Raw genomic sequence first — 22,567 nt, 5'->3', positions numbered from 1 at the left:
ATCTACACCTCGCTTATTTATTTGATTTTCTTTTTTTATCTTTCAAATATTTATCAGCCATTTCTTTTTGTGTTTTGCTTGTAATACCTAAATTATCAATTTCGTTAGTCAATCCTTCCCCGATTGAAAATACATAACTAACCATAATGACCTTACTTTTAGTTTCCTTGTAGAGTTCATCAAACGCCCCTTTTCCACACATATCATCTAACGTTTCTTTGATGACGCTCATCAGCTTAGCCTCTTGCTTTTCCGATGTTAAACCTTCTTTGTTTTTATCAATATTTTTAATTTTTTTATAACTTTCATTTAACGAATTTCTAAAATTTTCTAATTTATCATCTGTTGCATTAAATTCAAATTTATGTGTCGTCTTACCATTTTCTCCCTCAAATTCTACAGGGATCACTGTTGTTTTTTGTTTAATTACTACTGCCATTTTAAATTCCTCCTAAAAAAATAAGACTGGGTTTTCCCCAGTCTTTAGTTATGTGTTATTTAGTTGTTTCTACGGTTACGGACAATTCCGCTTTTACCGTTGGTTTACTTTTACTTGTAATATTGACTTTTACAATTCCAGCTGCGATACCCTTAATTTCTAGCTTGCCACTAATTAAAGTAGCTGTAGCAATTTTGACATCTGCACTCGTAACTGTCATTTCTTGATTTGCGCCAGTCGGTTAGATAGAAGCAGTCACGCTACTATCTGTTACACCAACTCCCAGTGTTAATGTAGTTTTGCTTAATTTAACACTTATTGGGTCAGGCTTATTTGGGTGTCACAACTGAAATAGTTGGAATTTTATTATATTTAATTGTACAACTAAAGTCCTCGTACTCCGTTGCATCCCCAGCTCCAGCAATAATATCTGTTGCCGTTGCTGGTCCTATTGTTTGCGTTTTACCATCTGACGAAATTACCTTGTGCCACAAATTACGTTCACTACCAGTTTTATATTTCATTCCAGCAATAAGTTCCTGTGCAGGATCTTCAGGATCATAATATCCTTCTGGACTATATGCCCCTGTAACCGAAGTAACCGTTGTTTCAGGGTTCCCATCACCGTCATAAAATCCAGTATCATCTGTTTCTTCATCAGTATCGTCCCCAATAGATGTAATACCACGTGCTAATTCTAACCATTTCTCTTCAGCTGGTGTTTTTGTAGCGTCTTTAGGATCCATCGGTGCTACAAAGTGTCCGCGTAATGCATTTTTTAATCTTGCCATTATTCTTCACTCTCCTAATTTTTTAATGTTGTAATTTCTGCTTGAATAACTAACCGGTAAATAAAATAGCCACTTTCATCCTTGGCAGATGGAAATGGCATCGATACTGTTTTTATATTTTCAAATAGATAACTATTATTATCACTTGGTAATTCGTCTAAATCATCAACTGCAATAGCAATCTTATTAAGCGCCAACTCTATCTTTTGAATATCTCTAGATTTGCAAGCAAACTCATAATTAAGTTGCTTATCTTTCGTTTCATCCATATACATTCTGATCGTTTTACCACCCGCAATCTCATTTAAAACAATTGAATCGTCAGATAATAGTGCCCCAAACTTACAATGAAATGAACTATCTAATGTATTAACAAAATTACAAATCTGTTGTTTTAAATCAATTCCAGCCATGTTTCAGTAACCCCTTTGTATAGACTTTCGTCCAATCATTCATATACAAACCTTTAGCTACTAAGTCCCAACGAGGACCAGTCCCTGGAGTTGTATAGTTAGTCATTTGTTGATAGAACATTTTAGAAGCATAAGGCATTGTGTAATTAATGTTTGAATCATAATCTAGATGAGATATATCACGTAAATTTCCACTTTCACGCGGAACAAATGGTTCCATATCCTTATGAATTTGATTAGCTGTAACGTAACGTGCATAGTCGATATTACCTTGGCTAAACATCTTATCAATTCTACTAAAATCAACATCTACTTTGACGTTCCCCACTACAACACCTCCAATTCATGTGACCATACTTCATTTTTAAATGGATGCGACGTTTTAACATCGTTCTTGATGATGTACTCGTTTCCATTAAATACAAGCTTAGAACGCAATGTGAAGTCATCTAAAAATGGTGTTGACGTATCGCGATAAACAAAGCAAACAGCGCTAAATTGTCTGGTTTGTTCCGTTAAATTTGAAGACGATTGAAGCGATTCATCAAATCTAACGTGTTCAACCGTGACTGGTTCAGCAAACGCCGGCTTATCATAATCATCAACGCCTAAATACTTAAAATACTGAACTACATGTGGTGTAAATGACTTAGTAACCTTAGGCAGTCCCATCATCTCCAATCAACCCCTTTATAAAGTAAACCTGTATGATATAAAACATTTCTGGCATCATTTGTTAAAAGAGATTGCTTAGAACTACCCGAATTACTAGCTGCGTTGCCACCTTTTGAAAGTGAGGTACGCCCAATAGACATAGAACCCAGTGTATTATTAAACATCTCTACACTAGTTACACCACTTTCTTTCATATAATTAATTTGGATTGCTACAGCTTTTTTGAATTGCAGTTTTCTAAACGTGAAATCATCAAATTCTAAATCATTCCATTTATAAAAAGCTGATGTTTCAAAATCAAGCGTATCTTCAGCAATCATTTCCAATTGATCATACTCATCTTCACTAACACTTTTATAACCTAATTCAGTATATTCTGTATATGTTAGATACATCTAACCACCTACTTTTTAGCCGTTGGCGTTGCGTCTGCTATTGCTACTGATTCAGTAGACGCAAATTCAACTTTAATAACCGTTGACCACTCTGAGCCATAACCGGTCGTGTTAGCATTTTCTGCTTTTTCAATTTCATCTTTACCTTCAAATGTTTCGTTGAAAGCTTGGATATAGAAATTGATAATTTTGCCTGCTAAAGCACTGCCAAATAACTCATCGTTAAATACCAACTCTGGTTTTTCGACATAGTGCATAATTGTTGCGTCTTCTGGTTTACCAGTTCCTAAATCATGATGAACAATCCAACTCTTAGCTTTTGTATCCGCAGCCCATGACAAATGCGTCCCTGTTGCAGACGTATCTTTCGAGACTGCCCCAGTTACTACCTCTGGGCGAGGATTAGGGTGTTTTGGTAACTTTAATAACCGCTTTTTTATTAGCAGGCAAGATATACTCACCAGCTTTACCAGCACCTTGTAATACTTGGCCGTCAAATTCAGTTGTTTCCATTGCGCGTGCTGTATTAATTCCGGTAAATTGCTTACCCACATTGACAATAGATGTATATGCTACTTCGCCTGTTTGAAATTTAGCATCAGGCGTTTCTTTGATCGTAAAACCTTTAAAACGTAAGATACCATTTTCATCAATATTAGCAGCGGACGATTTAGAAGTAGTTGTTAGCGGGTGGTCAACAATTGCGTTATACAATTCTGGAACTACCCAAGCCATTTTAGATCCGATAGCTTCCATATTCACATATGCGTTAGATAAATCATTGAATAATCTTAATACATTTTCATTTGAAAAATCTGCTAATTGCTTTGTTTCATTGGCAACCTTAGAGATAAATGCCCCACCTTTATTATCAAATAACTGTACTTTTGCTTGCGCTTGCAAGTCTAAACGATCAGCAACTGAACTATCAAAATTGTTATTTACAGTGTAACGGTCAACTCCTTCGTGATAGACCCATTCCCAATCGTAATCAACATCGGTATCTGTATAAATAACTTCTGTACGATTTCCAAAACGACCCGATTTTTCTGTGCCTGTCCCAAAACCGACTTCTTTATCTTTATTATATTCAGTACCTACAACTACTGGAATATCACTTGTTTTAACAGAAAATGCTGTTTTATTATTTTCTACACCGTCTAAGACTTCAACACTACCTCCGAAAAATTCAGCAAAGTAAGATTGCTTATGATATACCGCCTGTAATAATTGTTTAAATTGTTTTTGATATGATCGTACTGGTAAGTTATTATTTTCTCCTGGCATGTTAAATTCCTCTTTTCATTTAGTTGTTATTCATATTTAGCCATCTTGGCTTCAAATGGGTCTTTTTCTCCGTCACCCTGTTTTCCTGGGTTTGGATTACCACCTGTCGTCCAATTAGGATTATCTGGCCGTGTTTGTTCTGTACTTCCGAATAAATAGGCATCACTTTCTTTTAACGCTGTTAGCTGTTCAGATAAACCTAACAATTGACCTTTATCGTCAATCTTAAGTGTGTCTGTGTCTAACAATGCTCGTGCTGCTTTGATATTCTTGGCACCATTTTGTGTTAATCCTAACTCAATTGCTGAATTAAGTTGTGTTGCTGAAAGTTTAGTATTTAGATCAGCAGTATCTGAATCGTATTTACTTTGTAAATCAGCTAATGAAGTCTGCAGTTCTTCACTATCTTTCGACTTACTTTGTAAATCCTTGAGATCGGTATCACGTTGAGTCAATTGTTCTTTCAATCCATCACGTTCAGTAGTTAGTTGTGCTAGCTCGTCTTTTGATGATTGAGTTGACTTACCGTGTTCTACCATTACCTTATCCATTACTTCTTTTTCCAAACCCAAACTTTCTAAAAATTCTCTGTTCATATTACTTTCCTCCTACGTTTTATTTACGTGGCCACGACCACGAGAGTATAAAAAATAGACCTTTTAACGACATATCTAGGTCGAATAATATTTATTTTTTTGTGTAAACCTTTTCTCTTGAATAATCACGATATAAAAAATCATTATCATCAACTATTTTCCGAATGCCGCTTTGATTATTCCTGATTAATTGCGAATAACGAGCAATGCCTTGTTCATCACCTAATTCTTTAGCAACGTTCAACTTACGTTTGTATTGTCTAACTTGGCGTTCCAACTGTCTCTGTTTGGCTTGAATATCACTATTCTTAATAGCTTCATCAGAACTAGGTACATCTTCTTTATCGCGAATAATATTAATATCTGGGTCCCAAGGTGTAAATGTATGATGACAGTTAATCCCTGCAACTCCTGCTGCTTCTTTGTAGCCATGATCATAAACGCTAGGATACTTATCTCCTGATTGGCTTGGTCTCATATAGACGACTCTGCCTTGGATAGGTGCACAAGCAGGTCGTGCAGCTGAATGTGATGACATAAGACAAGTTTCTATCCCATATCTATCCATACCTTCCATTCTAATTTCATGATAAGCATTTCTAGTTGTTGAATTGACAACGGTACGAACGTAACTCTCAATGCCCCAAGTATGGCCACCCTTATCAATGAATGAACTAGGAATACCTTTATCCATCCATTTGTAAATAGTATCTGATATAGCTTTTTCTGGCGTTTTAAGCCCTGTAATAACACCCGCAGTTGTGTTTTTGATAATGTCTTCATAGATTTTCTGTGCTGTACCTTCACCGTAATTAGTTGTAATCAGTGTTTGATTAACTAAATTATCAATATCTAAAAAGGTTTGGTTAAGATAGCCTTTTAATTGTTGGTCCATGTTAGTCAACGGCGGTATTTCAGTGCCTTTAAACTTGCTAAATTCCTTATCGGTCTCATCAGCAATCTGATAGCCGTTATCAACGATTAAACTTTGTAGCTTTTTCTTAGATATCTTAGTTGTCTTGGCTAACTCTTTAATGACGTCACCATTAAACATATTAGCTTCGTTCATCTTTTCAAGTTGCCATTGAAAGACGTTATCTTTATCTAAATCATCAAAATTTGACGTTTTAAGACGTTTAACAATCATCTTAAATATTTCATCTTCAAGCGATAAGTAGACGTCGGAAAGTAGTCCAGATTCAATAGATAACTGTCGTGGTGTGATTGTCATTATTCATCACCTGACCCCAACAATGTATTTTCATTTTGTTCTTGTCGGTCAGGCTGTTTATTAATCGTTTCATCATCAATATCAGTTAACATTTTCTCAGCTTCTTCATCAGTAACGCCCAATTGTTTAGTTAAGAAGTACTTCTTACTAATTAAGCCTGATGATAACAGGCTAAGTAAATAAGTAGCTTGTGCTTGTTTATCAACAAAGATAGCATCGTCAAAATCAATCGTAATCTCTTCATCAGTTGGACCATTGTATAATTTAACACTCTTGGCCAACTCTAAAATGCTAGTAACCAACTCTTTAATGTTCTGTTCAACGTTGGTTAAGTGACTATTACGAGTTTGATAAGTCATACTATTTTCACTAGCGACTTCTGTAGCTGTCTTCAATCCATTTGAATCAAATGTAAAGGTTCCTGAAGATAATCCGACTTGCATTTCTAATAGTTTTAAATTAGTACTAATAGAGCTGATAAATGGTTCCACTCTTGGTTCAAGTGAAATATCCTTAATCGGGCTCTTATCATCAAGTCCGCCATCTAATGATAGGAATACATCCTGTTCAGAATCAAATATCTGTTTAAATCCTGCTTGATTATTCTCATCTGGAATCACTTGAATAGCATCAGCAGATACCGTTACTTTCTTCTGTGACATCTTAACTTCCCAGTTCAACTTATCAAATGAATCATCAATCTGTTTTAATGTGTTCTTAGCATTATCCGTAACAGATAGTCCAAGCAAACTGTAACGGTCTTTGTTGTTCATCCCTGCAGGTTTGAAATAAGTTGGTAACATCCGTGTTAAAACACCTTGCGAATGCGTTTCTTCTTCTAAATCAGGATAAAGTTCACTCAATGGAACTCGTTTACCTACAACATCTGCACTATCAACTGAACAGTATAGTTCATTCGTTATAACATAATCATCATCTTTCCATTCATGGAACTCTAATAACGTGTAACGATTAATAGATTTACCAATCACTTTAGTTGTAACACTAGCAATGGCCACGCCCGAAATATTATTTGAGTTACTTCTCAAAGGATAGAAAGCATCGGCTTGAATCCATGACAGTTTAATCTGCTTATCATCAACGTACGGTTTAATGGCCATACCACCCAATGCCATTCCTGACTCCAAATAACGTTCATAACTTTTGTAGAAATCATTATCTTTAAACGTTTCATTAATGAACTTCTGTGCTTCACTGTCTTCTGTCCCAACTGTGATAACAGCATGTTCATTAAAGCATATACTTGCTATTCGTTTAGCCACAACCTGTGCCATGTTTAAGCTAACGAATGGACGTGTCTTGATATCTCCATAGGTATTCTTGTATCTAACGTTATCAAAGAGACCTGCGTAGTATCTTGAATTACTTTGAATACGTTCATATTCTTCACTTGTCATATTAATTTTTGGGTGATCAATAATCTTACCCAATGAATTCACTTGCTGCACATTACCACCTCCTTTACTAAAAAATTGTTTAATCTTTTCAAACATTCAATCACCTCTGCTTCCATCTAAGGTCCTTAGCGTTATCAATCACAAAATACTTAAACATATCTGGCATATGATCGTCTTCTTTAATAACCGCTGGGTCTGCACTCTGTAACATTTTTTCATCCCAACGATAACGCTGGTGTTGGTCAATAAATATCTTGTTATTTTCAGTATCTAGATAATAAAAACGACCCTGTGCCAGTAATATCTGCACAAAGTCGACCATATCTACATTTTTCTTTTTAGCTACTGGGTGCCAGCGTTGACCGTAATCATAGAAGTATTGGTTACGAACACCACCTTCAGCACTATCTATTGTCCGATTGCGAATTTGATACGTTCTACCATTAACAGCCGATGACTTCTTTATAAACTCATAGAAGTCTTTACTAAGTTCGCTAGGCGGTTTCTTATTTGTTTGACCAGCAGGAGAGTAGTAATAAGTATCAATTAGAATGACCTTACCCTTTGACGTTAACGCAAAACAGCCAACCGCATCAGCACTCGTTTGATGACCGACATCAGCCGAATAATATAAGAATTTAATTGGATCATCAGTAAATAATTCTTTGATTTGTTTAAATAAATTCATGTTATAAACGTTATTACCTAAGCCGATTGCCTCGCCTAAATACATCCACTTATAATAATTCAAATCATTCTTCTTAACTGTTTCAATCTCATTCAAATAGTCATCAGATAGAATATTTGGCAGCGTTACGTCTTGATAAGTTGAATGGTCAATATACCAGCCATCTAATCCTGAACGTTCAGCAATCCATTTATTTATCCAATCATACGGATTCTTAGGCGGATTGTATGAGTAGTAGGTAATGACATGTTTACCAGGTGGCAATACTTTACGAGTAAATGAAGCACGAACTGTATCGACTTCTTCCCAGCTATCAAACTCAGCTAGCTCTTCAAACCACAGCCACTGAACGTATCCTTTAGCAACTAACATCGATTTCAACTTAGCTGGGTCATCTAATCCACTAAAATAAAAGGCCGTTCCTGTCGGCTTGTGCATAATCCGATATGGTGACTTCGTAAATTTAAATTGACTATCAACATGTAATTGATAAATAGCCCATTTAATTTGTTCATATACTGATAGTTCCAGCGTATTAGCAACTTTACGAATGATTAAGGCATTAGCGTTACTATCTTGCAGGAAATCAAGTACAATCCTTAGGCTAATAACTGATGACTTAGTTGAACCACGTCCACCTTTAAGCACCTTATTCAAGGCATTAGAATACAGCACATAATCAAAGTGTGGATTTATCATATTATCTAAATTAATCTTTATTTTCATCTGATAAATCCCTTCGATCCGTTTGATTGATTTCTATTGTGATACCTTCGTTATCAGTATTGTTAATCGCTTGAACTTCCGCTTCTTTGATATCCGCCTCAGCCTTAACCTTACGGATTTGAGATGTCATTTCTTCTAATTTCTTACGCCTGATATCAGATTCATCAGCTAACATAACAAATTGCTTAATCAAATTAGATAACGTCCCCATTGCCCTTGATTGTGCCGATAAGAATGAAGCCTGCTTATCCCAAGCATATTGAAACTCTCTAGTCGCTTTAGTCTGGATAGGATTACCTTCTTTGTCGGCAAATGTTGTAGAAATCTCTGCAGATGTTTGACTAGATGTTTCGTCAAATTCATCCCTAACATACATAATCTTCTGCGATCTAATGATTGCAGCGTACTGAATCATAATGTTATTCCAAATAATATCAATCGGATTGCTATCATATATCTCACTCATTAAATCTTTTGTATCATCTGGCAGCCACTTAGCAAATAATCCATGTGATACCGCATTTTTATTATCAGGTGGTGCTCCACCATGATTATTTTTTGCGTTCTCATTATCCTTCATTGAATCGTAACGCTCCGTTTCGTTTATCGGAGCGCTCCCTACGTTTTCCACTTGCCATTTATCCTGTGACTTCCATTTTCTGATACTCGAACTAGACACACCCAACTGCTCGGCAATCGTTGATAATACTATCTTACCGTCCGATTCAAGCCACAGCTTATATGCTTCATCTCGCTTAGGATTCCTTGCTCTTGGCATCCATTCTCACCACCTCGCCATCTGTGTTGTTTTGTAATCGGCTTCTATTTTGGATATTAAAAAAGACCACTCGTATGAATGGCCTTACTTTATTTAATAACGCAGTTAGGACTCGCACCTAACTATTCTGCTTTCCAGTTGCGCTTCCTAAAGGAGTGACTCTTTAAAACTTACTACTTTACCAATATAACTCATAAAAGTGTCTAATCCTTCCCGATAAATTCCCACGATTTTCCCATAAAATTCCCAAAATAAAAAACTATTAGCAAAATACTAATAGATCTTCTAATGGATATATTTCTGCGAAACAAATCAATGCAACGTCTAACTTCCTATACATGGTGCTTTCGCTAATCAATAAAGTAGATTGAACCTCATACGCCGTATCATTATGTATATAAACATTCTCAAGTAGCATACGATAATCACTACCCACAATGGATTCAATACAATGTTCTATCGTCTTTACAATCGTCTCTGCGGTTACTTTATTAACAATTTTTATCTCTTCAGTATTCTCTCCAGAACTGCTACGAGGCATTCCAGTCATTGCTGGTGATTGTAGAAATAGAATATTCCGATTAGCTATCCGTTTATACCGTTGATAACTCTTTAACACCTTAATCGCTTTTCGCTTCGTAGCAGTCTCGTCAAGCTTATCTAATAACATTTAGCCACCCCTTTTAGTATGCTATAATTAATTTATGAGATTACTTACAGCTACCTTTAAGGTGGCTTTTTTTGTATCTACTTTTTACTTTTGGCTAACTTTTGAAATTACACGTAAAATCAAAAGTAAATCTGTAACCGTTGATACTACTGACTTTTAAATTACGTTTACTTTTGATTTACTTGATTAAATTTTATTCTTTCGCTTCTTCAATCGATGTAATCTCAACGATATTGCTTAAGTTTATCCATTGCGTTTCATCAAAGTCATTTATCCAACCCGCAGACATTCTATCCGGTAAAAATCGTTTAAGTTTTTTGATACATCCTTCAAGACTTTCATCTGCTATAATAACTGACCGCCTTTTGCTATTTACATCAAACATTTTAATTTCAAACTTCTTCATCATTGTCACCCTATCCCAATCAAAGTAATCTCTCTGATTACTTCATTCTTTTCTTCAATAGTTAAATCATGTACGGCATTAATAATTACACTGCCTTTTTCGCTGAAATGATTATTGAATCGAACAATTGCGCTAACGATATCGTTATTTGATACGCATTGCAGCAGCGCGTTCCTATAAATCTTTTGGTTGTTAGTCATCTAATGCTCCTCCAGTAAACATAAATTATTAATCCCAGCGCTCCGATTGAGCAGCCTACTGCCTGAATATATGTCATATTATTTCCCATCATCTTTCGTATTTATGTTATATTTATTAAAAAAAGAGGTCTTTGCTTTGCATTCATTTTCTGAAAATCACCCTTTACTACTGTGGACAATAAAAGTTATCATTGCCGCTATTTCATTTGTTGGTATAACAACAATCTTTGAAGCATTCGTCTATTTTTCAAATCCATATTCATATGAAAAAATAAGTATTATTCAATTATCTGATGAAAACAGAGACGATTATCTTAGAAAAACACATTCAACAGAAATGATTGATCTAACAACTGGTCATGAAAATAGTTCTATAGAATATCTAATTGGTCCTGAAGAAAACGTGCTAGATAATATTTCATTACTTCGATTTTACGCAAAAAGTGGAAAAATAGATGATTTTAGAAAAGAAGATGTTCCTAGAATTCCTAAAGAACTTGCTCCACAAAATTATCTTTATCTTAAAGTCCCAGTATCTGAAGCTATCCCTCTTTATAAAATGACTTTTATGATTCACAATATGCCAGGAGAATATACTTTCAGCGAAAATTTAAAGAACGGTTTTAACAATCAAGAAACTCTTAAAGTAAAAAAGACAATAACTAGCTTTTTTGATAAGTAGATTTAATACTTATCTAAATAAATCATTAAACAGAACGCTGAAATAGTTATAAGTAAACAAGGAATAAATACCTTTAAAAATTCCGGATTTATAAATAAAGTAATAATAGTTTTCATATTCATCGCCAACCTTTTGCTCGTATGTCATAAGACTGGCCCACCTTTCATTTCAATATTGATTAGTCTAGTTAACTCATACTTTAGCTTGGTGCATTCGTCGTACGAGAGGCCTGACATATTTACAATGCGAATTAAGTCGCTAGCCTCGCTACGAATACCCGACTTGGTTAACTGAATTTTTAACTTGTCGTATTCAGCTTGATTTTTTACTTTTAGTTCTTGCTTATTCATTTTATTTTCTCCTATCAGGCAATCTCAATTCTTCCAGTTTCAATTGCCACAATTCTAGGTCGTACCCACGAATTAGAATGTCCTACCTGGTCGCATAAATCTTTCATTTTCATTTTTTCGCGCATATACCTGCGGATAAGTGTGTATTCAATCGTCGTCAATTTATAAATCGTAGGTTGATCCATTGATTTTTTAGTTAACTCTCTTATCACGGACATGGATTCTGTATCCGTTTCTGGAACATTTGCTACACTGCCGTATTTCTCTTCAACCTTTTGTACCTCAAACATCAGTTGTTTTCGTTCTAATTTATTCATGATTTCAACTCCTTAATTCTGATTTCAATCCGTGGATTAACTGAATAATATTTCTTAGCTTCTAACTCAATTACCAAGTTATCATCCGTCCAAATAACGCCGTTTAGAGCGTCTTTAATTCCTTTAACATAATTATCAATATCTGGTTTTACAATTGGCATGGATAGCTTTTTCTCGCGTCTAGCTATCTCTTTCTTACTGGTACCTTTGTTATTTTTACGGTAGACATCAATCTCAACTCTAATTGGACAATCAACCAACGGTCCCTGGTGTTGTAACTTAGCTTCATGGCCAACAAACAGTTTATAATTTTTACTTTTAATTGGATCGTGGGCCCTTTTCGTATAACTATTAAATCTAGGTCGTCCCTGAGCTACTGGGTCACCCAAAATAATTAATTCAATCATTATTTTGATGAGCTTGAGACAGTTCTGTTGAGTTATTACTAGTTTTGTTGAGCTTACTCATGCTAGTTCTCCTTTGGGGATGTTTTGTTAAACTCGTCTAACTGCTTCTGCAGCGCAACTTTATCAACCGTGCTAGTTTCTTCCGGCGGTTCATAATCGTCTTTAGCCCAGTCAGGCAATGACTCTTTCTTTGTAACTTTACCGAATGAATGAGCTTGACCTGGTGTCATATCAAACTCATCGTTCCAAGCTTCTTGACTAAAGAATGTTGCTCCAGTCTTAATGTATTGCTTATCAGTATTCTTAACCTCAATGTGCTTAGAATACTGGACAATGCCATTTTGAATCAGCTTGTTAGTCGCACCCTTTTTGATAGCTCGCTTATACGCTGCTAAGGCTGTTTTACGACCTTCTTTTCGTGGATAAAGTGACCACAACTTGTCAAAATCAGACTCGGCCGAATCATTTTCGGCGGACTTATTTACTTTAGTTTTATTTACTTTAGTTTCTTTTAATATACTTTGTGTACTTTCCACATGATTAACTTCGTTTCCAATGTGATTAACTCCATTATCAGTACTGGAAACGTCCAAAAGGTCATATTGCTCACTAATTTTACTATCTAATTTCTGATAGGCAGCTCGCTTATAACGCTCTTGAATACCATGCGATGTTAAAATTTTATAAGTATCAAAAAGATTCTTATTGAATAGGCCGACTTGAATGGCTTTAATTACAACTTCCTCTACTAACGCTTCGCTGGTACCAACATCGTCAGCCACCAGAAAACGAATATCTTCATCCCACAACATGTAATACCCTTCGTCTCCGTAGATATTACCGAGCAGGCAGACAAGTATTGTTGGAGCTGAACTCCCACAAGCCCGCATAACTTTTCGAACCTTCATATCTTTTAAAAAATCAACATCTAAAGGAAAGTAGCTAATACCCTTTTTCACAGGTCTGGCCATTAGTACCTCCTTTCGCTAGTAAAACGATCTCCTAAAATGGGAGGTCGTCGTCTGAAATATCAATTGATTGCCCGTTATTAGCGAATGGATCCGCTGAATGTCCGAAGCCACCAGCTACATTACCTTGTTGAACTTGTTGTTGATTATTTTGAGTAGCGTTATTCATATTAGCTGTATTTGTGTTAGGTACCGTTGTATTAGTTGCTGGGCGGCTAGCGTTAGTTGCTCCATCTGTGACATCGCCTTTAATTTGATTCTTACGCTCATTCTCGGCAACATCAGGAAAGTTTGTTTTTACAACATTTTTTACATGATTTTGTTCTTTTGATGGATCGTTATATTTCTCGACTCGTTCATTTTCAACTAGTAATACCTTTCCAAGTAGAGCTGTTCCAATTTGTTTCATCGTCACATCTTGCCCATCTGGTAATTGTTCAGCAGCAACTTGAGCAGCAACAATCAAAGCGTTTAAATAACCTTGTCCAATTTCACTATCATTTAATCGATGTGCAAAGTTTAATTCTGCACCTTGGTGTGGTTGTTGAATATCTCGTCTAACCTTATAGTTAACCGTTAACGCATCCGCACCATTACTATTTTTTCCTGTTTCAAATGAGTAAATAAAAACTTCATAGAATCCTGCTTCATTTAAGTAATTGCCACCTGCTGTATTTTTACGATCAATAATCATTAGTTGTTATCCCCTTTAGTTTCTTTGTTTTTTAGTTGTGGTGTCCATTCTTTTCCATTAAATAAATCTTTTGTTAAACAGTAAACTCGATTGTCTACCTGATTTTTAACTTGTGACTGTCCATTTGGTGTCAATCTGATGATATGTTCATCTTGATAAATGAACGTCTGTCCTACAACATCAAACAGCCCTTTGACACTTGCTCTAACTTTTGCGTTCATTAGGACATCATAGTAGGTCGAACTACTACCATCAGCGTTTTCAAACGTTTCAGCTGTTTCCCACGCTGTCGCATAGATGGTCATATTCCATGACCTAATTCGTCCAATCCATTTTTTAATGAGGTTCTGCATATCTCCCCATGCCTTACGTTGGTCCTTATTCATTAAACTTAGTTGACTCAATACGATATCTTGTAAATGTGATAGATTATCAAATGCAATATTGTTATAAGTTTTTAAATATTCTGATTCGATTGTGTTTAAAATTATTTCAAATTGATTAACAATGTCCGCAATATCTTCTTTATCTAATTCAACTACATCAATATCTGGCTGATTTTTCAATACTCTATCACTACCATCAATCGCTACTAGTAATGTTTTACCAGGTAAATATTGCGCTGTAGTCGTCTTTCCTGTCCCAGGATTGCCAAACACTAAGTACATCGCTTTAGTTTCATCAATATCTTTGGCTAGTATTCGTTTCATTATTGATCACTCCTAACTGGTACTCGTTCACTCGAATCAACGACTTCTATTGAACTCATGCTAATGTATTTAGCGATGTTATTTATTTCATCCCTAGTGCCTTGTAGTGTAAATGTTACTTGTTCAATCGATGGACGTTCAGGGATTATCTCGCCCGTTTCAACGTTAACCTTTGTATCATTAACTGTTTTAACTTTTAACGCTTCAATCGCCTTTTCTGACTCTTCTCGCTTACGTTGATTTTCTTTTTCCAGTTCTTCCGCTTCTTGTTTTCGCTTAACTGATTCAGTCATTTTATTCATGACATCTGGCACTAGCGAACCGTATTCGATTTGTTCAATCCAACCATCTGGATCAATATTTAACGTTGCTGCGAACTGTTTAATCGTTTCACTATCTTTATTAATCTGGTCTTTCTCTTTGAATATTTGTTCAACTGCAAAAGCAATTTCTTTTGTTCGTTGTAATTTACTTTTTGACTTATTCAGCCAAGAACTCTGTATCTCAACTATTTCAGCAGAGATGCCACACGAAAGTGCAATCTCGTTAACTTCTTCTTGAACTTCATCCCGACGTTTCTCACGTTCTGATTCTTCTAACTCTTTTAACCCTTTGTCAATTGGATCAATAACATTATTAATTACGGTGTTAATAGCTTTTACTTTCTGTTCAAATTCAGCAAGTGGCTTATTATATTCTCGTTTAATCTCTTTGCGCTTATCGTCTGTTGCTTTGACAACCTTTTTCATCTCGGCACGAATCTTTTTAACATCCTTTTCAGTCTCCGGTGAAACAACAATATCTGCATACCTACTAGCGTAAAGGTTCGCTATTTTAAGTAACTTATCTTCGTTAGCTATTGTGATTTTTGACGTTTCAAAATCAACACTAAACTGTAAATCTTCGGCACTCACTAATTCATTTACCATTGTTATTTACCACCTTTTCGTGTACCATTAACCAATAAAGTATTTTCCAATATAAGTTTCTCTAACTGTCTACGATTGCCGTCGTAAGCAGTTTTTTTATGCGCTTTTTTTCTGTGCATCCCTGCGACTTGTAAAGTGAATTTCATTTACTTTCTCCTTTCCAAATAACATTTCTCTGCTAAACTTTTCAATCCTCTTACCGTTATAAATCGCAAAAACGATTACGGCTGCGTTCGCTGCACCGAAGATGAAACTCGATAAATCTACTGTTGCCATCATATTCATCCCTCCTATCTATCTGTTTTCTGATTACTTGCGATCCATTTTTCAACTGCCTTGCGCGAATACATCCGTTTCTTACCGTTCAAGATAAATGGGAATCCAAACGCGTATCGGTAATTATCATCAAAAGATTTGGTATCACAATGTAAAACTTTTTTACAAAGCTCGCTTTTATTCATTAGCTCATCAGGCAGCTGCGTGTCTTGTATTTGTTGCGCAAGTTCTAAGGCAACCTGCTTTACAATACTTTGCATATCCGTCTTATCTAGCCTTAATTCCATGCTTAACTCCCCTTTCTGTCATATAGTTCCCAGTCGTCTATGATTGACGTTTTTAGTTCTACGTAAGCTGATATTGCTTCATCGACTTCTTTCAAATATTTAAGAACAGCAGCTTTATCCTCTGGCGTCCTTTCTTCTGGCTTGGTAACAATCACCATGCTGAATGATTCATCTAGATCCAATACCTGGCTAACTTCTTTTTTTGCTGATAGAAATCTACCCGCCGGATTCTCAATGTATTTTGACTCTTGCATAAGGACCTTTAAATCTAAAAGGTAATCTGCAACGACATATCTGAAATGGTCATTGTCTAGAAATTTAACAATCATTAATAATTTATCAACTGGTATTTCAGGCCTGCCATAACTAATCCAGTTCGTAATATTTGATTTAGCCATGAATAATTTGTCGGCCACTTCATATTGGTCCCACTTTGAATTTCTTATCGCAGTTTTTAACTCCGCTCGTATATCTATTTTGCTCATTTACTCACGTCCTATTTATATTTGTGTACCATGTACCATTCTTGTTCACACCGCTAAAAGCTATAATTAGGCTATGCCAAAGCAAGTTGATCGTTAATCTGTTGTTCAATGCAATGGGCTTCAATATCTAAAATACCTTGTAGTCCTTCAACATTCATATGTTCCAATACAGGTAGCTTCTCTTTGTATTTTGGAAAAGCCAAGATTATATCCGCGATCAATTTTTCTTTCATGTTGTCACCTCCCTTAGAACTAAGTTTCATTTCGTTACTATTTTAATTAAAAAAAATGACCCATTTAAATTTTAACGTTTTCGCAATGCCTTGAGCTACCTCAGGACTGGGTCGTCTAGTTCCGTTTTCTATGGCCGTGTAATACGCCCTTTTAATACCTGATTTATCTGCAACTTCTTGTTGCGTCATACCTTTTATTGTTCGTTTTTCTTTAAGCCACGTTCTCATTTTATCACCGCCTTAATGTTTCACTTCGTTACTCTTATTATATTACGTCACACATTGTTACTTGTCAACAAGTTATTGTAACAAAATGAAACTTTATCAAGTGTAACATAATGTTACTATATTAATTGTAGCAAATCGTTACAGTTAATCGTCGAAAGGAGCCCTTTAATGTTTTCAGAACGAATAAAAGAACTTAGAAAGAATATGAATCGTACCCAACAACAAGTTGCTGACGCTATCGGCGTCACACGTCCGGCCTATACCGCATATGAAATTGGAAACAGAGAACCTGATTTTGAATTGCTGACAAAAATAGCAGTATATTTCAACGTCTCAACTGATTACTTATTAGGCAGAGTTGACGGTCCACATGATGATTTAGTGATTGCAGCTCATATGGACGACAATTTAACGGAACAACAGATAGAAGAAATAAATAAGTTTATTGAATTTCAAAAACAAGAATATATCAAAGATAGAGATAAAAAAAACGGACTTAAAAAGGATTAGTTGCGTATGAATGAAATCGAAAAGATTATGTCTAGCTACCCTAACCTGTCATTAAAGTATGTTGATATGCCGACCGGTATTCGTGGATTGATCGTTGGGGATTGCATTTTACTTGATTGTAAATTATCAAGTAACGAAAGGTTACAGTGGCTATATGAAGAAATTGGTCACTATGAGACAACTGTTGGCAACATCACAGCCAACGATTCGATGAGTAACCGAAAACAAGAACGAAAAGCTAGAATCTGGGGAATGAAGAATCGTCTACCTGAAATTGAACTTCAAACGTTTGCCAATAAAAATGTTAATGACTTTGAAGTCGCCGATGATTTAGGCGTTAATGTAGACTATTTGCGTGAGGTTGGGGAATCTTACGGATTTAATACGAAGAATGATTAATTATTATCATTAAAAATTATTAATAGTAATCTAGATAAAAAAATTACACGTCCTACCCACGTGCAGATAGGATCCACGTTAAAAGCTGGAGTAAGTTAATATATGGAGGAAAATATATTATGAGTAAAATTATCAAAATTGATAATGAAAAACAAAAAGTAATGATTGGAAACGAGGATAGTAGTGTTTCAGAAGTCACTTTAGATAGTTTAAACTTTGTACCTGTTGTTGGGGATTTGGTTGATGTATTTAACTCAGAAACTGAAACAATTGTTACAAAAAAAGAAGCACCTGTTAAAGAAGCAACAAGTACTGATGGTATTAATATCAACATTGTAAATGATAATAATAATTCTGGTGCAAATACACTCTACGCTGCCGGAAAAGTTGTTAATAAGCTTGTTTATGTTCTTGTGGCTCTTTTCTTAGGTGGCCTAGGTGTTCATAAATTTCTTGCCGGTAAAATTGGAACAGGTATTATTTATCTTATTTTTTGTTGGACAGGTATTCCATCACTCCTTGGATTTGTAGAAGCAATTATTGCATTATTTAAAACGGCCGATTCTAATGGTAATATTATCGTTTAATTTTATCATTATTCCTTTACAGATTAAATTTTTTAACGAGTATATAGATACTAACAGTAGGTGCAATTCCTGCTGCTCGCTTATGCCCTATCGGGGTTTTTATTTCAAATTGCAATAAAAGAAAACTGCCGGTACATACGAGTTTATCTCACATAGGATTTAATTTGAATAATTAACACTTTATTGTTCGTATTCTAAACCCGTCGAATTCGACGGGTTTAGAATAGTTATACACACGCCTGTTGATAACTACTACAATCTAATTAAAAAGGAGTCCTGTTCACATGCCAAAAGAAACAATAAAACCTAATGGAACACCTGTCAATGTAATCAACAACGGTGAGTCGTTTGACTACATTAGCCTAACTGATATAGCTAAATATCGCGATGCTAATAACTCTGCGGATCTAATTAGAAATTGGATTAGAAATAGAAATACAATTGAATACTTAGGTTTATGGGAACAACTAAATAACAATAATTTTGATTCCAATAATTTTAGTACCTTTCAAAATGATGCCGGCTTAAACACTTTCGTCCTTACCCCTAAAAAGTGGATTGATGCTACAAACGCTATCGGTATTATTTCAAAGCAAGGTAGATACGGTGGCACTTACGCTCATTCAGATATTGCCTTTGAATTTGCTTCTTGGATTTCTCCAGAATTTAAGTTATATCTAATTAAAGACTATCAAAAATTAAAAAATGAAGAAAATAATAAATTAAATTTAGAATGGAATTTAAATAGAACTCTTGCAAAATTAAATTACAGAATCCATACCGATGCCATTAAAGAAAATATTGTCCCCCCTATACTTGATAAACGACAAAAAGGACTAAGTTATTCAAATGAAGCAGATAGAATCAATGTTGCCTTACTTGGGCTAACAGCCGCTGAATGGCGACATGGTAATCCCACTAAAAATGGAAACATTCGTGATCATGCAACAACAGAACAACTTCTTGTTTTAACTAACCTAGAAAGTATGAACGCAGAAATGATTAGAGATAAAATTAGTTTTGAAGAACGTACTAAGAGATTAAATAAGATGGCTATTGACCAAATGAAAACTTTTCTTAAAAATAGAAATGCATTAAAAAAAATAAAAAAAGAAAGCATCTTGCATTCGAAAAAAATAGAATAATTTTATTAATAAAATTGCCCCATCGGGGCTTTTATTTTACGCACAAAAAGAACATACGTTTGTATTTTTCTGAATAAAATACACATTTTAACTACTTATATGCCCTATTTAATTTGAATTAATTAATATTTGTGAACTAGAAAGGATTGATTACACATGAAGGATTGGAAACCGATGTTAAAGCATCAAAATTTATATAGTTACGAGACCAAGTACAAAACAAAATATGGTATCAGAAAAGCATACTATAATGATGTTCATAAAAGAGTTGAGTTTACTAAATCAGGATTCGAAACATGGCGAGAAGCTGACATCGTTCTACAGCAATTTAAAACCGATTTAGCTAGTGGTAAAATCGGTGGCTCCTCGACATCTAGAATCACATTAAACGACTATTTCAATAAGTTTAAAACTCGTGCGGTTAAACTCAATATTTGGCGTCCCGAGACAGTTAGAACGAAGGATTCTATTTGGGGTAAGAATTATAAGAATACGCTTGGAAGCTTAGAAATAGGTAAATTAAAACGTGAAAGATACCAGAATTTCATTGATGAATTAGTCCAACAAGGAAAATCAATCACTACAATAAAAGGGATAGATTCTTTGATGCAGGTGTTGATGAATGATGCAGACAGAAAAGATATTATAACGAAGAATAAACTTAAAGGAATTTCTATTAATGGCGCCAAGGCGCCAAAAAACCAGACTGTGGAAACTGTGGACTACAATTCATTTATGATCGCGGCTGAAAAGATATTAACAAAGTATCAGTTATCAATTATTTATTTAATGACAATTGGTGTTAGACGTAGTGAAGTCTGTGGATTCAGATTGCAATCATTCGAATTCTCAAAAGATAAAAACGGCATCGAAACATGTGCAATTAAAATAAACATGTCACGCACGCGATCAACACCGAATGGCGGACCATTAAAAACAAAATCTGCATATAGAACTAATTATGTGTCAGGTCCTATTTTAGATTGGATCCATTACGCCATCACTGAAAGTAAACAAATTAAATTAAGATTCGGCCACCCTTTACAGTCTACAGATTTCTTATTTATGAACGCATTGACCGGTGAAATCATTCATGCCGAATATGTGACGAGACTATTTAGCCGTGTCTCGAAAGAATCAGGCGTTAAACTTTCGCCGCACTCCTTCAGGCATTATTTTGCAACAGTGGCACAGAATGATGCAGATATTTCCGGAACGGCTGTAATGCACTGGTTGGGACATTCTAGCGTTAACATGACTAACTCATACACTCGTGGGACAAAAGAAGGTAGCTTAAAGGTAATGAACGGAATGCGCCAAGACTTATTTGATAACTTGCCTACATTTGATAAAAAAATGTAAGTTTAAACTAAATAAGAAATCTACCACAAATCTACCACACTATTATCCATTTCAATCCCCTTCTATACATTTATAGATACAAAAAAACAGCCCCGTTCTAACCTTTTGACAGGATAGAACGGGGCTGAAATGTATTAAATAAGAGATTTATTATTTAAGAGTAACTACAGCACCAACAGCTTCTAAAGTAGCTTTCATTGCTTCAGCTTCGTCTTTAGCAATTCCTTCTTTAATAACAGATGGAATGTTATCAACTAAACCTTTAGCGTCTTTAAGGCCTAAACCTGTAATTTCGCGAACGGCTTTGATAGCTTTAACTTTTTGGTCGCCAGCTTCTGTTAATTCAACAGTAAATTCTGACTTTTCACCAGCAGCTTCGCCGGCAGCAGCGCCAGCAGCAGCTACAGGAGCAGCAGCTGAAACACCGAATTCTTCTTCGATTGCTTTAACTAAGTCGTTTAAATCTAAAATGCTTGCTTCTTTTAAATCAGCAATGATTTTTTCTGTATCTAATGACATGTGTGTATCCTCCATTTTATGTGTACGATTTTGTTTGTACCGTTAGGTACCGATCATAAATGCTAAGTATTAAGCAGCAGGTTCTTCGTCCTTGCTTTCTGCAACAGCGTTAAGCGCATAAGCAACGTTGCGAACAGGTGCTTGTAATACTGAAAGTAACATTGAAAGTAAGCCATCACGACTTGGTAATGTAGCAAGAGCGTTAATTTCTTCTAACGTTGCAACTTTACCTTCGATGACGCCACCTTTAATGCTAAGTGCTTCAGCAGTTTTAGCAAAAGTAGCAATAATACGTGCAGGTGCAACAACATCTTCGCTAGAAAATGCAACTGCAGTAGGTCCAGAAAATACTTCTTCCATACCTTCATACCCTGCTTTTTCAGCAGCACGTACTAAAATCTTGTTTTTAATAACCTTCATTTCAACGCCTGCTTCGCGTAATTCCTTACGTAATGCAGTCACTTGTTCAACCGTTAAACCACGGTAATCCACAACAACTGCAGATGCAGCGTTGTTGAATTTTTCAGTTATTTCATCCACGATTAATGCTTTTTGTGCGATAAATTCTTTACTCATAATTGATTCACCTCCTGTAGTCGTGTCAGAGCTTTTTTACAATAAAAAAACTCCGTGTCCACCAAGACACAGAGAGAGTAGAACTTCACTCCTCGGCAGGAAAATTAAGGCTTACGCCACCTGAGTCTTCGGTAGAATCATAAATTAATTGACTTCCATAAATTTAACACAGTTAGATTTATGGGTCAAC

At 35.4% G+C, this 22,567-nt stretch carries 37 protein-coding genes and 1 other annotated feature; of the genes, 6 read left to right on the top strand and 31 right to left on the bottom strand.

Translation table 11 applies throughout. The features are described from left to right. Window positions 1-13: 13 nt before the first annotated feature. From N0K73_RS05430 to N0K73_RS05350, 17 genes are all read right to left on the bottom strand, one after another. Window positions 14-439 carry a hypothetical protein gene (locus N0K73_RS05430; protein ID WP_284068645.1) on the bottom strand — a complete coding sequence of 142 codons (426 nt, stop codon included), beginning with the start codon at window positions 437-439 and terminating at the stop codon, window positions 14-16. Between the two features lie 55 nt (window positions 440-494). After that, window positions 495-659, bottom strand: coding sequence for a hypothetical protein (locus N0K73_RS05425; RefSeq protein WP_284068644.1), 165 nt, complete (start codon window positions 657-659; stop codon window positions 495-497). 109 nt (window positions 660-768) lie between these two features. Continuing rightward, a complete protein-coding gene (locus N0K73_RS05420) occupies window positions 769-1,230 on the bottom strand; it encodes a phage tail tube protein (RefSeq protein ID WP_284068643.1) in 462 nt (153 codons plus the stop codon). A gap of 14 nt (window positions 1,231-1,244) precedes the next feature. Continuing rightward, window positions 1,245-1,643, bottom strand: coding sequence for a phage tail terminator protein (locus tag N0K73_RS05415; RefSeq protein WP_284068642.1), 399 nt, complete (start codon window positions 1,641-1,643; stop codon window positions 1,245-1,247). Further along, window positions 1,630-1,971, bottom strand: coding sequence for a minor capsid protein (locus N0K73_RS05410; protein ID WP_284068641.1), 342 nt, complete (start codon window positions 1,969-1,971; stop codon window positions 1,630-1,632). The genes N0K73_RS05415 and N0K73_RS05410 overlap by 14 nt, the downstream gene beginning before the upstream one ends. Further along, complete coding sequence (locus tag N0K73_RS05405; RefSeq protein WP_284068640.1) at window positions 1,971-2,318, bottom strand: putative minor capsid protein; 348 nt, start codon at window positions 2,316-2,318, stop codon at window positions 1,971-1,973. The genes N0K73_RS05410 and N0K73_RS05405 overlap by 1 nt, the downstream gene beginning before the upstream one ends. After that, a complete protein-coding gene (locus N0K73_RS05400) occupies window positions 2,315-2,713 on the bottom strand; it encodes a head-tail connector protein (protein ID WP_284068639.1) in 399 nt (132 codons plus the stop codon). Before N0K73_RS05400 ends, N0K73_RS05405 begins: the two co-directional genes overlap by 4 nt. A gap of 8 nt (window positions 2,714-2,721) precedes the next feature. Then, window positions 2,722-3,054: a hypothetical protein gene (locus tag N0K73_RS05395; protein ID WP_284068638.1), complete on the bottom strand. Its 333-nt coding sequence runs from the start codon at window positions 3,052-3,054 to the stop codon at window positions 2,722-2,724. A 61-nt stretch (window positions 3,055-3,115) separates the two neighbouring features. Then, entirely contained in the window at window positions 3,116-4,000 is an 885-nt protein-coding gene (locus N0K73_RS05390; protein ID WP_284068637.1) for a phage capsid protein, read from the bottom strand. 26 nt (window positions 4,001-4,026) lie between these two features. Continuing rightward, window positions 4,027-4,596, bottom strand: a complete 570-nt coding sequence (locus N0K73_RS05385; RefSeq protein ID WP_284068636.1) for a phage scaffolding protein — start codon at window positions 4,594-4,596, stop codon at window positions 4,027-4,029. A gap of 91 nt (window positions 4,597-4,687) precedes the next feature. Beyond that, window positions 4,688-5,827, bottom strand: a complete 1,140-nt coding sequence (locus tag N0K73_RS05380) for a phage minor capsid protein (protein WP_284068635.1) — start codon at window positions 5,825-5,827, stop codon at window positions 4,688-4,690. Beyond that, window positions 5,827-7,296, bottom strand: a complete 1,470-nt coding sequence (locus N0K73_RS05375; protein ID WP_284068634.1) for a phage portal protein — start codon at window positions 7,294-7,296, stop codon at window positions 5,827-5,829. The genes N0K73_RS05380 and N0K73_RS05375 overlap by 1 nt, the downstream gene beginning before the upstream one ends. 49 nt (window positions 7,297-7,345) lie before the next feature. Further along, on the bottom strand, window positions 7,346-8,659 hold the full coding sequence (locus N0K73_RS05370; protein WP_284068633.1) for a PBSX family phage terminase large subunit: 1,314 nt from the start codon (window positions 8,657-8,659) through the stop codon (window positions 7,346-7,348). Next, window positions 8,643-9,437: a phage terminase small subunit gene (terS, locus tag N0K73_RS05365; RefSeq protein ID WP_284068632.1), complete on the bottom strand. Its 795-nt coding sequence runs from the start codon at window positions 9,435-9,437 to the stop codon at window positions 8,643-8,645. The genes N0K73_RS05370 and terS overlap by 17 nt, the downstream gene beginning before the upstream one ends. 262 nt (window positions 9,438-9,699) lie before the next feature. Beyond that, window positions 9,700-10,107 (bottom strand): ArpU family phage packaging/lysis transcriptional regulator, encoded by a 408-nt coding sequence (locus tag N0K73_RS05360; RefSeq protein ID WP_284060719.1) that lies wholly within the window; start codon window positions 10,105-10,107, stop codon window positions 9,700-9,702. Between the two features lie 193 nt (window positions 10,108-10,300). Continuing rightward, window positions 10,301-10,516 (bottom strand): hypothetical protein, encoded by a 216-nt coding sequence (locus tag N0K73_RS05355; protein WP_284068631.1) that lies wholly within the window; start codon window positions 10,514-10,516, stop codon window positions 10,301-10,303. Window positions 10,517-10,518: 2 nt separating this feature from the next. Further along, window positions 10,519-10,713 (bottom strand): hypothetical protein, encoded by a 195-nt coding sequence (locus N0K73_RS05350; protein ID WP_284064955.1) that lies wholly within the window; start codon window positions 10,711-10,713, stop codon window positions 10,519-10,521. Between the two features lie 136 nt (window positions 10,714-10,849). Between N0K73_RS05350 and N0K73_RS05345 the strand changes: the two genes are divergently transcribed. Continuing rightward, a complete protein-coding gene (locus N0K73_RS05345; RefSeq protein WP_284064954.1) occupies window positions 10,850-11,395 on the top strand; it encodes a hypothetical protein in 546 nt (181 codons plus the stop codon). 143 nt (window positions 11,396-11,538) lie between these two features. On the opposite strand, the gene N0K73_RS05340 is transcribed toward N0K73_RS05345, so the two are convergent. The 12 genes from N0K73_RS05340 to N0K73_RS05285 form a co-directional block, all read right to left on the bottom strand. After that, the gene (locus N0K73_RS05340) at window positions 11,539-11,745 is read right to left on the bottom strand and encodes a hypothetical protein (RefSeq protein WP_284060716.1); all 207 of its coding nucleotides are present in this window, start codon (window positions 11,743-11,745) and stop codon (window positions 11,539-11,541) included. A 14-nt stretch (window positions 11,746-11,759) separates the two neighbouring features. After that, complete coding sequence (locus N0K73_RS05335) at window positions 11,760-12,062, bottom strand: hypothetical protein (RefSeq protein WP_284068630.1); 303 nt, start codon at window positions 12,060-12,062, stop codon at window positions 11,760-11,762. Then, on the bottom strand, window positions 12,059-12,469 hold the full coding sequence (locus N0K73_RS05330) for a RusA family crossover junction endodeoxyribonuclease (RefSeq protein WP_284068629.1): 411 nt from the start codon (window positions 12,467-12,469) through the stop codon (window positions 12,059-12,061). The genes N0K73_RS05335 and N0K73_RS05330 overlap by 4 nt, the downstream gene beginning before the upstream one ends. 62 nt (window positions 12,470-12,531) lie before the next feature. Further along, window positions 12,532-13,440, bottom strand: a complete 909-nt coding sequence (locus N0K73_RS05325; RefSeq protein ID WP_284068628.1) for a DUF4373 domain-containing protein — start codon at window positions 13,438-13,440, stop codon at window positions 12,532-12,534. Window positions 13,441-13,471: 31 nt separating this feature from the next. Beyond that, entirely contained in the window at window positions 13,472-14,131 is a 660-nt protein-coding gene (locus tag N0K73_RS05320) for a DUF669 domain-containing protein (RefSeq protein ID WP_284068627.1), read from the bottom strand. Continuing rightward, window positions 14,131-14,841 carry an AAA family ATPase gene (locus tag N0K73_RS05315; protein ID WP_284068626.1) on the bottom strand — a complete coding sequence of 237 codons (711 nt, stop codon included), beginning with the start codon at window positions 14,839-14,841 and terminating at the stop codon, window positions 14,131-14,133. The genes N0K73_RS05320 and N0K73_RS05315 overlap by 1 nt, the downstream gene beginning before the upstream one ends. Next, window positions 14,841-15,770 carry a DUF1351 domain-containing protein gene (locus N0K73_RS05310; RefSeq protein WP_284068625.1) on the bottom strand — a complete coding sequence of 310 codons (930 nt, stop codon included), beginning with the start codon at window positions 15,768-15,770 and terminating at the stop codon, window positions 14,841-14,843. Before N0K73_RS05310 ends, N0K73_RS05315 begins: the two co-directional genes overlap by 1 nt. A 96-nt stretch (window positions 15,771-15,866) precedes the next feature. Then, window positions 15,867-16,049 carry a hypothetical protein gene (locus N0K73_RS05305; protein ID WP_284068624.1) on the bottom strand — a complete coding sequence of 61 codons (183 nt, stop codon included), beginning with the start codon at window positions 16,047-16,049 and terminating at the stop codon, window positions 15,867-15,869. Window positions 16,050-16,060: 11 nt separating this feature from the next. Next, window positions 16,061-16,333, bottom strand: a complete 273-nt coding sequence (locus tag N0K73_RS05300; protein WP_284068623.1) for a hypothetical protein — start codon at window positions 16,331-16,333, stop codon at window positions 16,061-16,063. 2 nt (window positions 16,334-16,335) lie between these two features. Further along, window positions 16,336-16,818: a hypothetical protein gene (locus N0K73_RS05295; RefSeq protein ID WP_146342461.1), complete on the bottom strand. Its 483-nt coding sequence runs from the start codon at window positions 16,816-16,818 to the stop codon at window positions 16,336-16,338. A 71-nt stretch (window positions 16,819-16,889) separates the two neighbouring features. Next, window positions 16,890-17,051: a hypothetical protein gene (locus tag N0K73_RS05290; protein WP_284068622.1), complete on the bottom strand. Its 162-nt coding sequence runs from the start codon at window positions 17,049-17,051 to the stop codon at window positions 16,890-16,892. Window positions 17,052-17,093: 42 nt separating this feature from the next. Beyond that, entirely contained in the window at window positions 17,094-17,279 is a 186-nt protein-coding gene (locus N0K73_RS05285; protein ID WP_284068621.1) for a helix-turn-helix transcriptional regulator, read from the bottom strand. 168 nt (window positions 17,280-17,447) lie between these two features. Here N0K73_RS05285 and N0K73_RS05280 point away from each other — a divergent pair, with 168 nt between their 5' ends. The 5 genes from N0K73_RS05280 (at window position 17,448) to N0K73_RS05260 (ending at window position 21,282) form a co-directional block, all read left to right on the top strand. Continuing rightward, entirely contained in the window at window positions 17,448-17,789 is a 342-nt protein-coding gene (locus N0K73_RS05280; protein ID WP_284068620.1) for a helix-turn-helix domain-containing protein, read from the top strand. A gap of 6 nt (window positions 17,790-17,795) precedes the next feature. Continuing rightward, window positions 17,796-18,188 (top strand): ImmA/IrrE family metallo-endopeptidase, encoded by a 393-nt coding sequence (locus tag N0K73_RS05275; protein ID WP_284068619.1) that lies wholly within the window; start codon window positions 17,796-17,798, stop codon window positions 18,186-18,188. A gap of 119 nt (window positions 18,189-18,307) precedes the next feature. Further along, complete coding sequence (locus N0K73_RS05270) at window positions 18,308-18,775, top strand: TM2 domain-containing protein (RefSeq protein ID WP_284068618.1); 468 nt, start codon at window positions 18,308-18,310, stop codon at window positions 18,773-18,775. A gap of 284 nt (window positions 18,776-19,059) precedes the next feature. Further along, window positions 19,060-19,920 carry a KilA-N domain-containing protein gene (locus N0K73_RS05265; RefSeq protein ID WP_284068617.1) on the top strand — a complete coding sequence of 287 codons (861 nt, stop codon included), beginning with the start codon at window positions 19,060-19,062 and terminating at the stop codon, window positions 19,918-19,920. 156 nt (window positions 19,921-20,076) lie between these two features. Beyond that, window positions 20,077-21,282 carry a tyrosine-type recombinase/integrase gene (locus N0K73_RS05260; RefSeq protein WP_284068616.1) on the top strand — a complete coding sequence of 402 codons (1,206 nt, stop codon included), beginning with the start codon at window positions 20,077-20,079 and terminating at the stop codon, window positions 21,280-21,282. A 150-nt stretch (window positions 21,283-21,432) separates the two neighbouring features. Here N0K73_RS05260 and rplL read toward each other — a convergent pair whose 3' ends face one another. Both rplL and rplJ read right to left on the bottom strand, forming a co-directional pair. Beyond that, window positions 21,433-21,801, bottom strand: coding sequence for a 50S ribosomal protein L7/L12 (gene rplL, locus N0K73_RS05255; protein ID WP_057974238.1), 369 nt, complete (start codon window positions 21,799-21,801; stop codon window positions 21,433-21,435). A gap of 69 nt (window positions 21,802-21,870) precedes the next feature. Further along, entirely contained in the window at window positions 21,871-22,377 is a 507-nt protein-coding gene (gene rplJ / locus N0K73_RS05250; RefSeq protein ID WP_057974237.1) for a 50S ribosomal protein L10, read from the bottom strand. A gap of 34 nt (window positions 22,378-22,411) precedes the next feature. Continuing rightward, window positions 22,412-22,527 (bottom strand) — a sequence feature (ribosomal protein L10 leader region). Window positions 22,528-22,567: the final 40 nt, after the last annotated feature.

Source organism: Dellaglioa algida (assembly GCF_030127605.1).
Taxonomy (GTDB): Bacteria; Bacillota; Bacilli; order Lactobacillales; family Lactobacillaceae; genus Dellaglioa; species Dellaglioa algida.
This window is presented reverse-complemented; position numbering and strand designations above follow the sequence as displayed.

Bases quoted from the DNA above. Each gene is read 5' to 3' on its own strand.
- N0K73_RS05430 (WP_284068645.1), bottom strand. From the start codon at position 439: ATGGCAGTAGTAATTAAACAAAAAACAACAGTGATCCCTGTAGAATTT.
- N0K73_RS05425 (WP_284068644.1), bottom strand. From the start codon at position 659: ATGACAGTTACGAGTGCAGATGTCAAAATTGCTACAGCTACTTTAATT.
- N0K73_RS05420 (WP_284068643.1), bottom strand. From the start codon at position 1,230: ATGGCAAGATTAAAAAATGCATTACGCGGACACTTTGTAGCACCGATG.
- N0K73_RS05415 (WP_284068642.1), bottom strand. From the start codon at position 1,643: ATGGCTGGAATTGATTTAAAACAACAGATTTGTAATTTTGTTAATACA.
- N0K73_RS05405 (WP_284068640.1), bottom strand. From the start codon at position 2,318: ATGATGGGACTGCCTAAGGTTACTAAGTCATTTACACCACATGTAGTT.
- N0K73_RS05400 (WP_284068639.1), bottom strand. From the start codon at position 2,713: ATGTATCTAACATATACAGAATATACTGAATTAGGTTATAAAAGTGTT.
- N0K73_RS05390 (WP_284068637.1), bottom strand. From the start codon at position 4,000: ATGCCAGGAGAAAATAATAACTTACCAGTACGATCATATCAAAAACAA.
- N0K73_RS05385 (WP_284068636.1), bottom strand. From the start codon at position 4,596: ATGAACAGAGAATTTTTAGAAAGTTTGGGTTTGGAAAAAGAAGTAATG.
- N0K73_RS05380 (WP_284068635.1), bottom strand. From the start codon at position 5,827: ATGACAATCACACCACGACAGTTATCTATTGAATCTGGACTACTTTCC.
- N0K73_RS05370 (WP_284068633.1), bottom strand. From the start codon at position 8,659: ATGAAAATAAAGATTAATTTAGATAATATGATAAATCCACACTTTGAT.
- terS (WP_284068632.1), bottom strand. From the start codon at position 9,437: ATGCCAAGAGCAAGGAATCCTAAGCGAGATGAAGCATATAAGCTGTGG.
- N0K73_RS05360 (WP_284060719.1), bottom strand. From the start codon at position 10,107: ATGTTATTAGATAAGCTTGACGAGACTGCTACGAAGCGAAAAGCGATT.
- N0K73_RS05355 (WP_284068631.1), bottom strand. From the start codon at position 10,516: ATGATGAAGAAGTTTGAAATTAAAATGTTTGATGTAAATAGCAAAAGG.
- N0K73_RS05350 (WP_284064955.1), bottom strand. From the start codon at position 10,713: ATGACTAACAACCAAAAGATTTATAGGAACGCGCTGCTGCAATGCGTA.
- N0K73_RS05340 (WP_284060716.1), bottom strand. From the start codon at position 11,745: ATGAATAAGCAAGAACTAAAAGTAAAAAATCAAGCTGAATACGACAAG.
- N0K73_RS05335 (WP_284068630.1), bottom strand. From the start codon at position 12,062: ATGAATAAATTAGAACGAAAACAACTGATGTTTGAGGTACAAAAGGTT.
- N0K73_RS05330 (WP_284068629.1), bottom strand. From the start codon at position 12,469: ATGATTGAATTAATTATTTTGGGTGACCCAGTAGCTCAGGGACGACCT.
- N0K73_RS05325 (WP_284068628.1), bottom strand. From the start codon at position 13,440: ATGGCCAGACCTGTGAAAAAGGGTATTAGCTACTTTCCTTTAGATGTT.
- N0K73_RS05320 (WP_284068627.1), bottom strand. From the start codon at position 14,131: ATGATTATTGATCGTAAAAATACAGCAGGTGGCAATTACTTAAATGAA.
- N0K73_RS05315 (WP_284068626.1), bottom strand. From the start codon at position 14,841: ATGAAACGAATACTAGCCAAAGATATTGATGAAACTAAAGCGATGTAC.
- N0K73_RS05310 (WP_284068625.1), bottom strand. From the start codon at position 15,770: ATGGTAAATGAATTAGTGAGTGCCGAAGATTTACAGTTTAGTGTTGAT.
- N0K73_RS05305 (WP_284068624.1), bottom strand. From the start codon at position 16,049: ATGATGGCAACAGTAGATTTATCGAGTTTCATCTTCGGTGCAGCGAAC.
- N0K73_RS05300 (WP_284068623.1), bottom strand. From the start codon at position 16,333: ATGGAATTAAGGCTAGATAAGACGGATATGCAAAGTATTGTAAAGCAG.
- N0K73_RS05295 (WP_146342461.1), bottom strand. From the start codon at position 16,818: ATGAGCAAAATAGATATACGAGCGGAGTTAAAAACTGCGATAAGAAAT.
- N0K73_RS05290 (WP_284068622.1), bottom strand. From the start codon at position 17,051: ATGAAAGAAAAATTGATCGCGGATATAATCTTGGCTTTTCCAAAATAC.
- N0K73_RS05285 (WP_284068621.1), bottom strand. From the start codon at position 17,279: ATGAGAACGTGGCTTAAAGAAAAACGAACAATAAAAGGTATGACGCAA.
- N0K73_RS05280 (WP_284068620.1), top strand. From the start codon at position 17,448: ATGTTTTCAGAACGAATAAAAGAACTTAGAAAGAATATGAATCGTACC.
- N0K73_RS05275 (WP_284068619.1), top strand. From the start codon at position 17,796: ATGAATGAAATCGAAAAGATTATGTCTAGCTACCCTAACCTGTCATTA.
- N0K73_RS05270 (WP_284068618.1), top strand. From the start codon at position 18,308: ATGAGTAAAATTATCAAAATTGATAATGAAAAACAAAAAGTAATGATT.
- N0K73_RS05265 (WP_284068617.1), top strand. From the start codon at position 19,060: ATGCCAAAAGAAACAATAAAACCTAATGGAACACCTGTCAATGTAATC.
- N0K73_RS05260 (WP_284068616.1), top strand. From the start codon at position 20,077: ATGAAGGATTGGAAACCGATGTTAAAGCATCAAAATTTATATAGTTAC.
- rplL (WP_057974238.1), bottom strand. From the start codon at position 21,801: ATGTCATTAGATACAGAAAAAATCATTGCTGATTTAAAAGAAGCAAGC.
- rplJ (WP_057974237.1), bottom strand. From the start codon at position 22,377: ATGAGTAAAGAATTTATCGCACAAAAAGCATTAATCGTGGATGAAATA.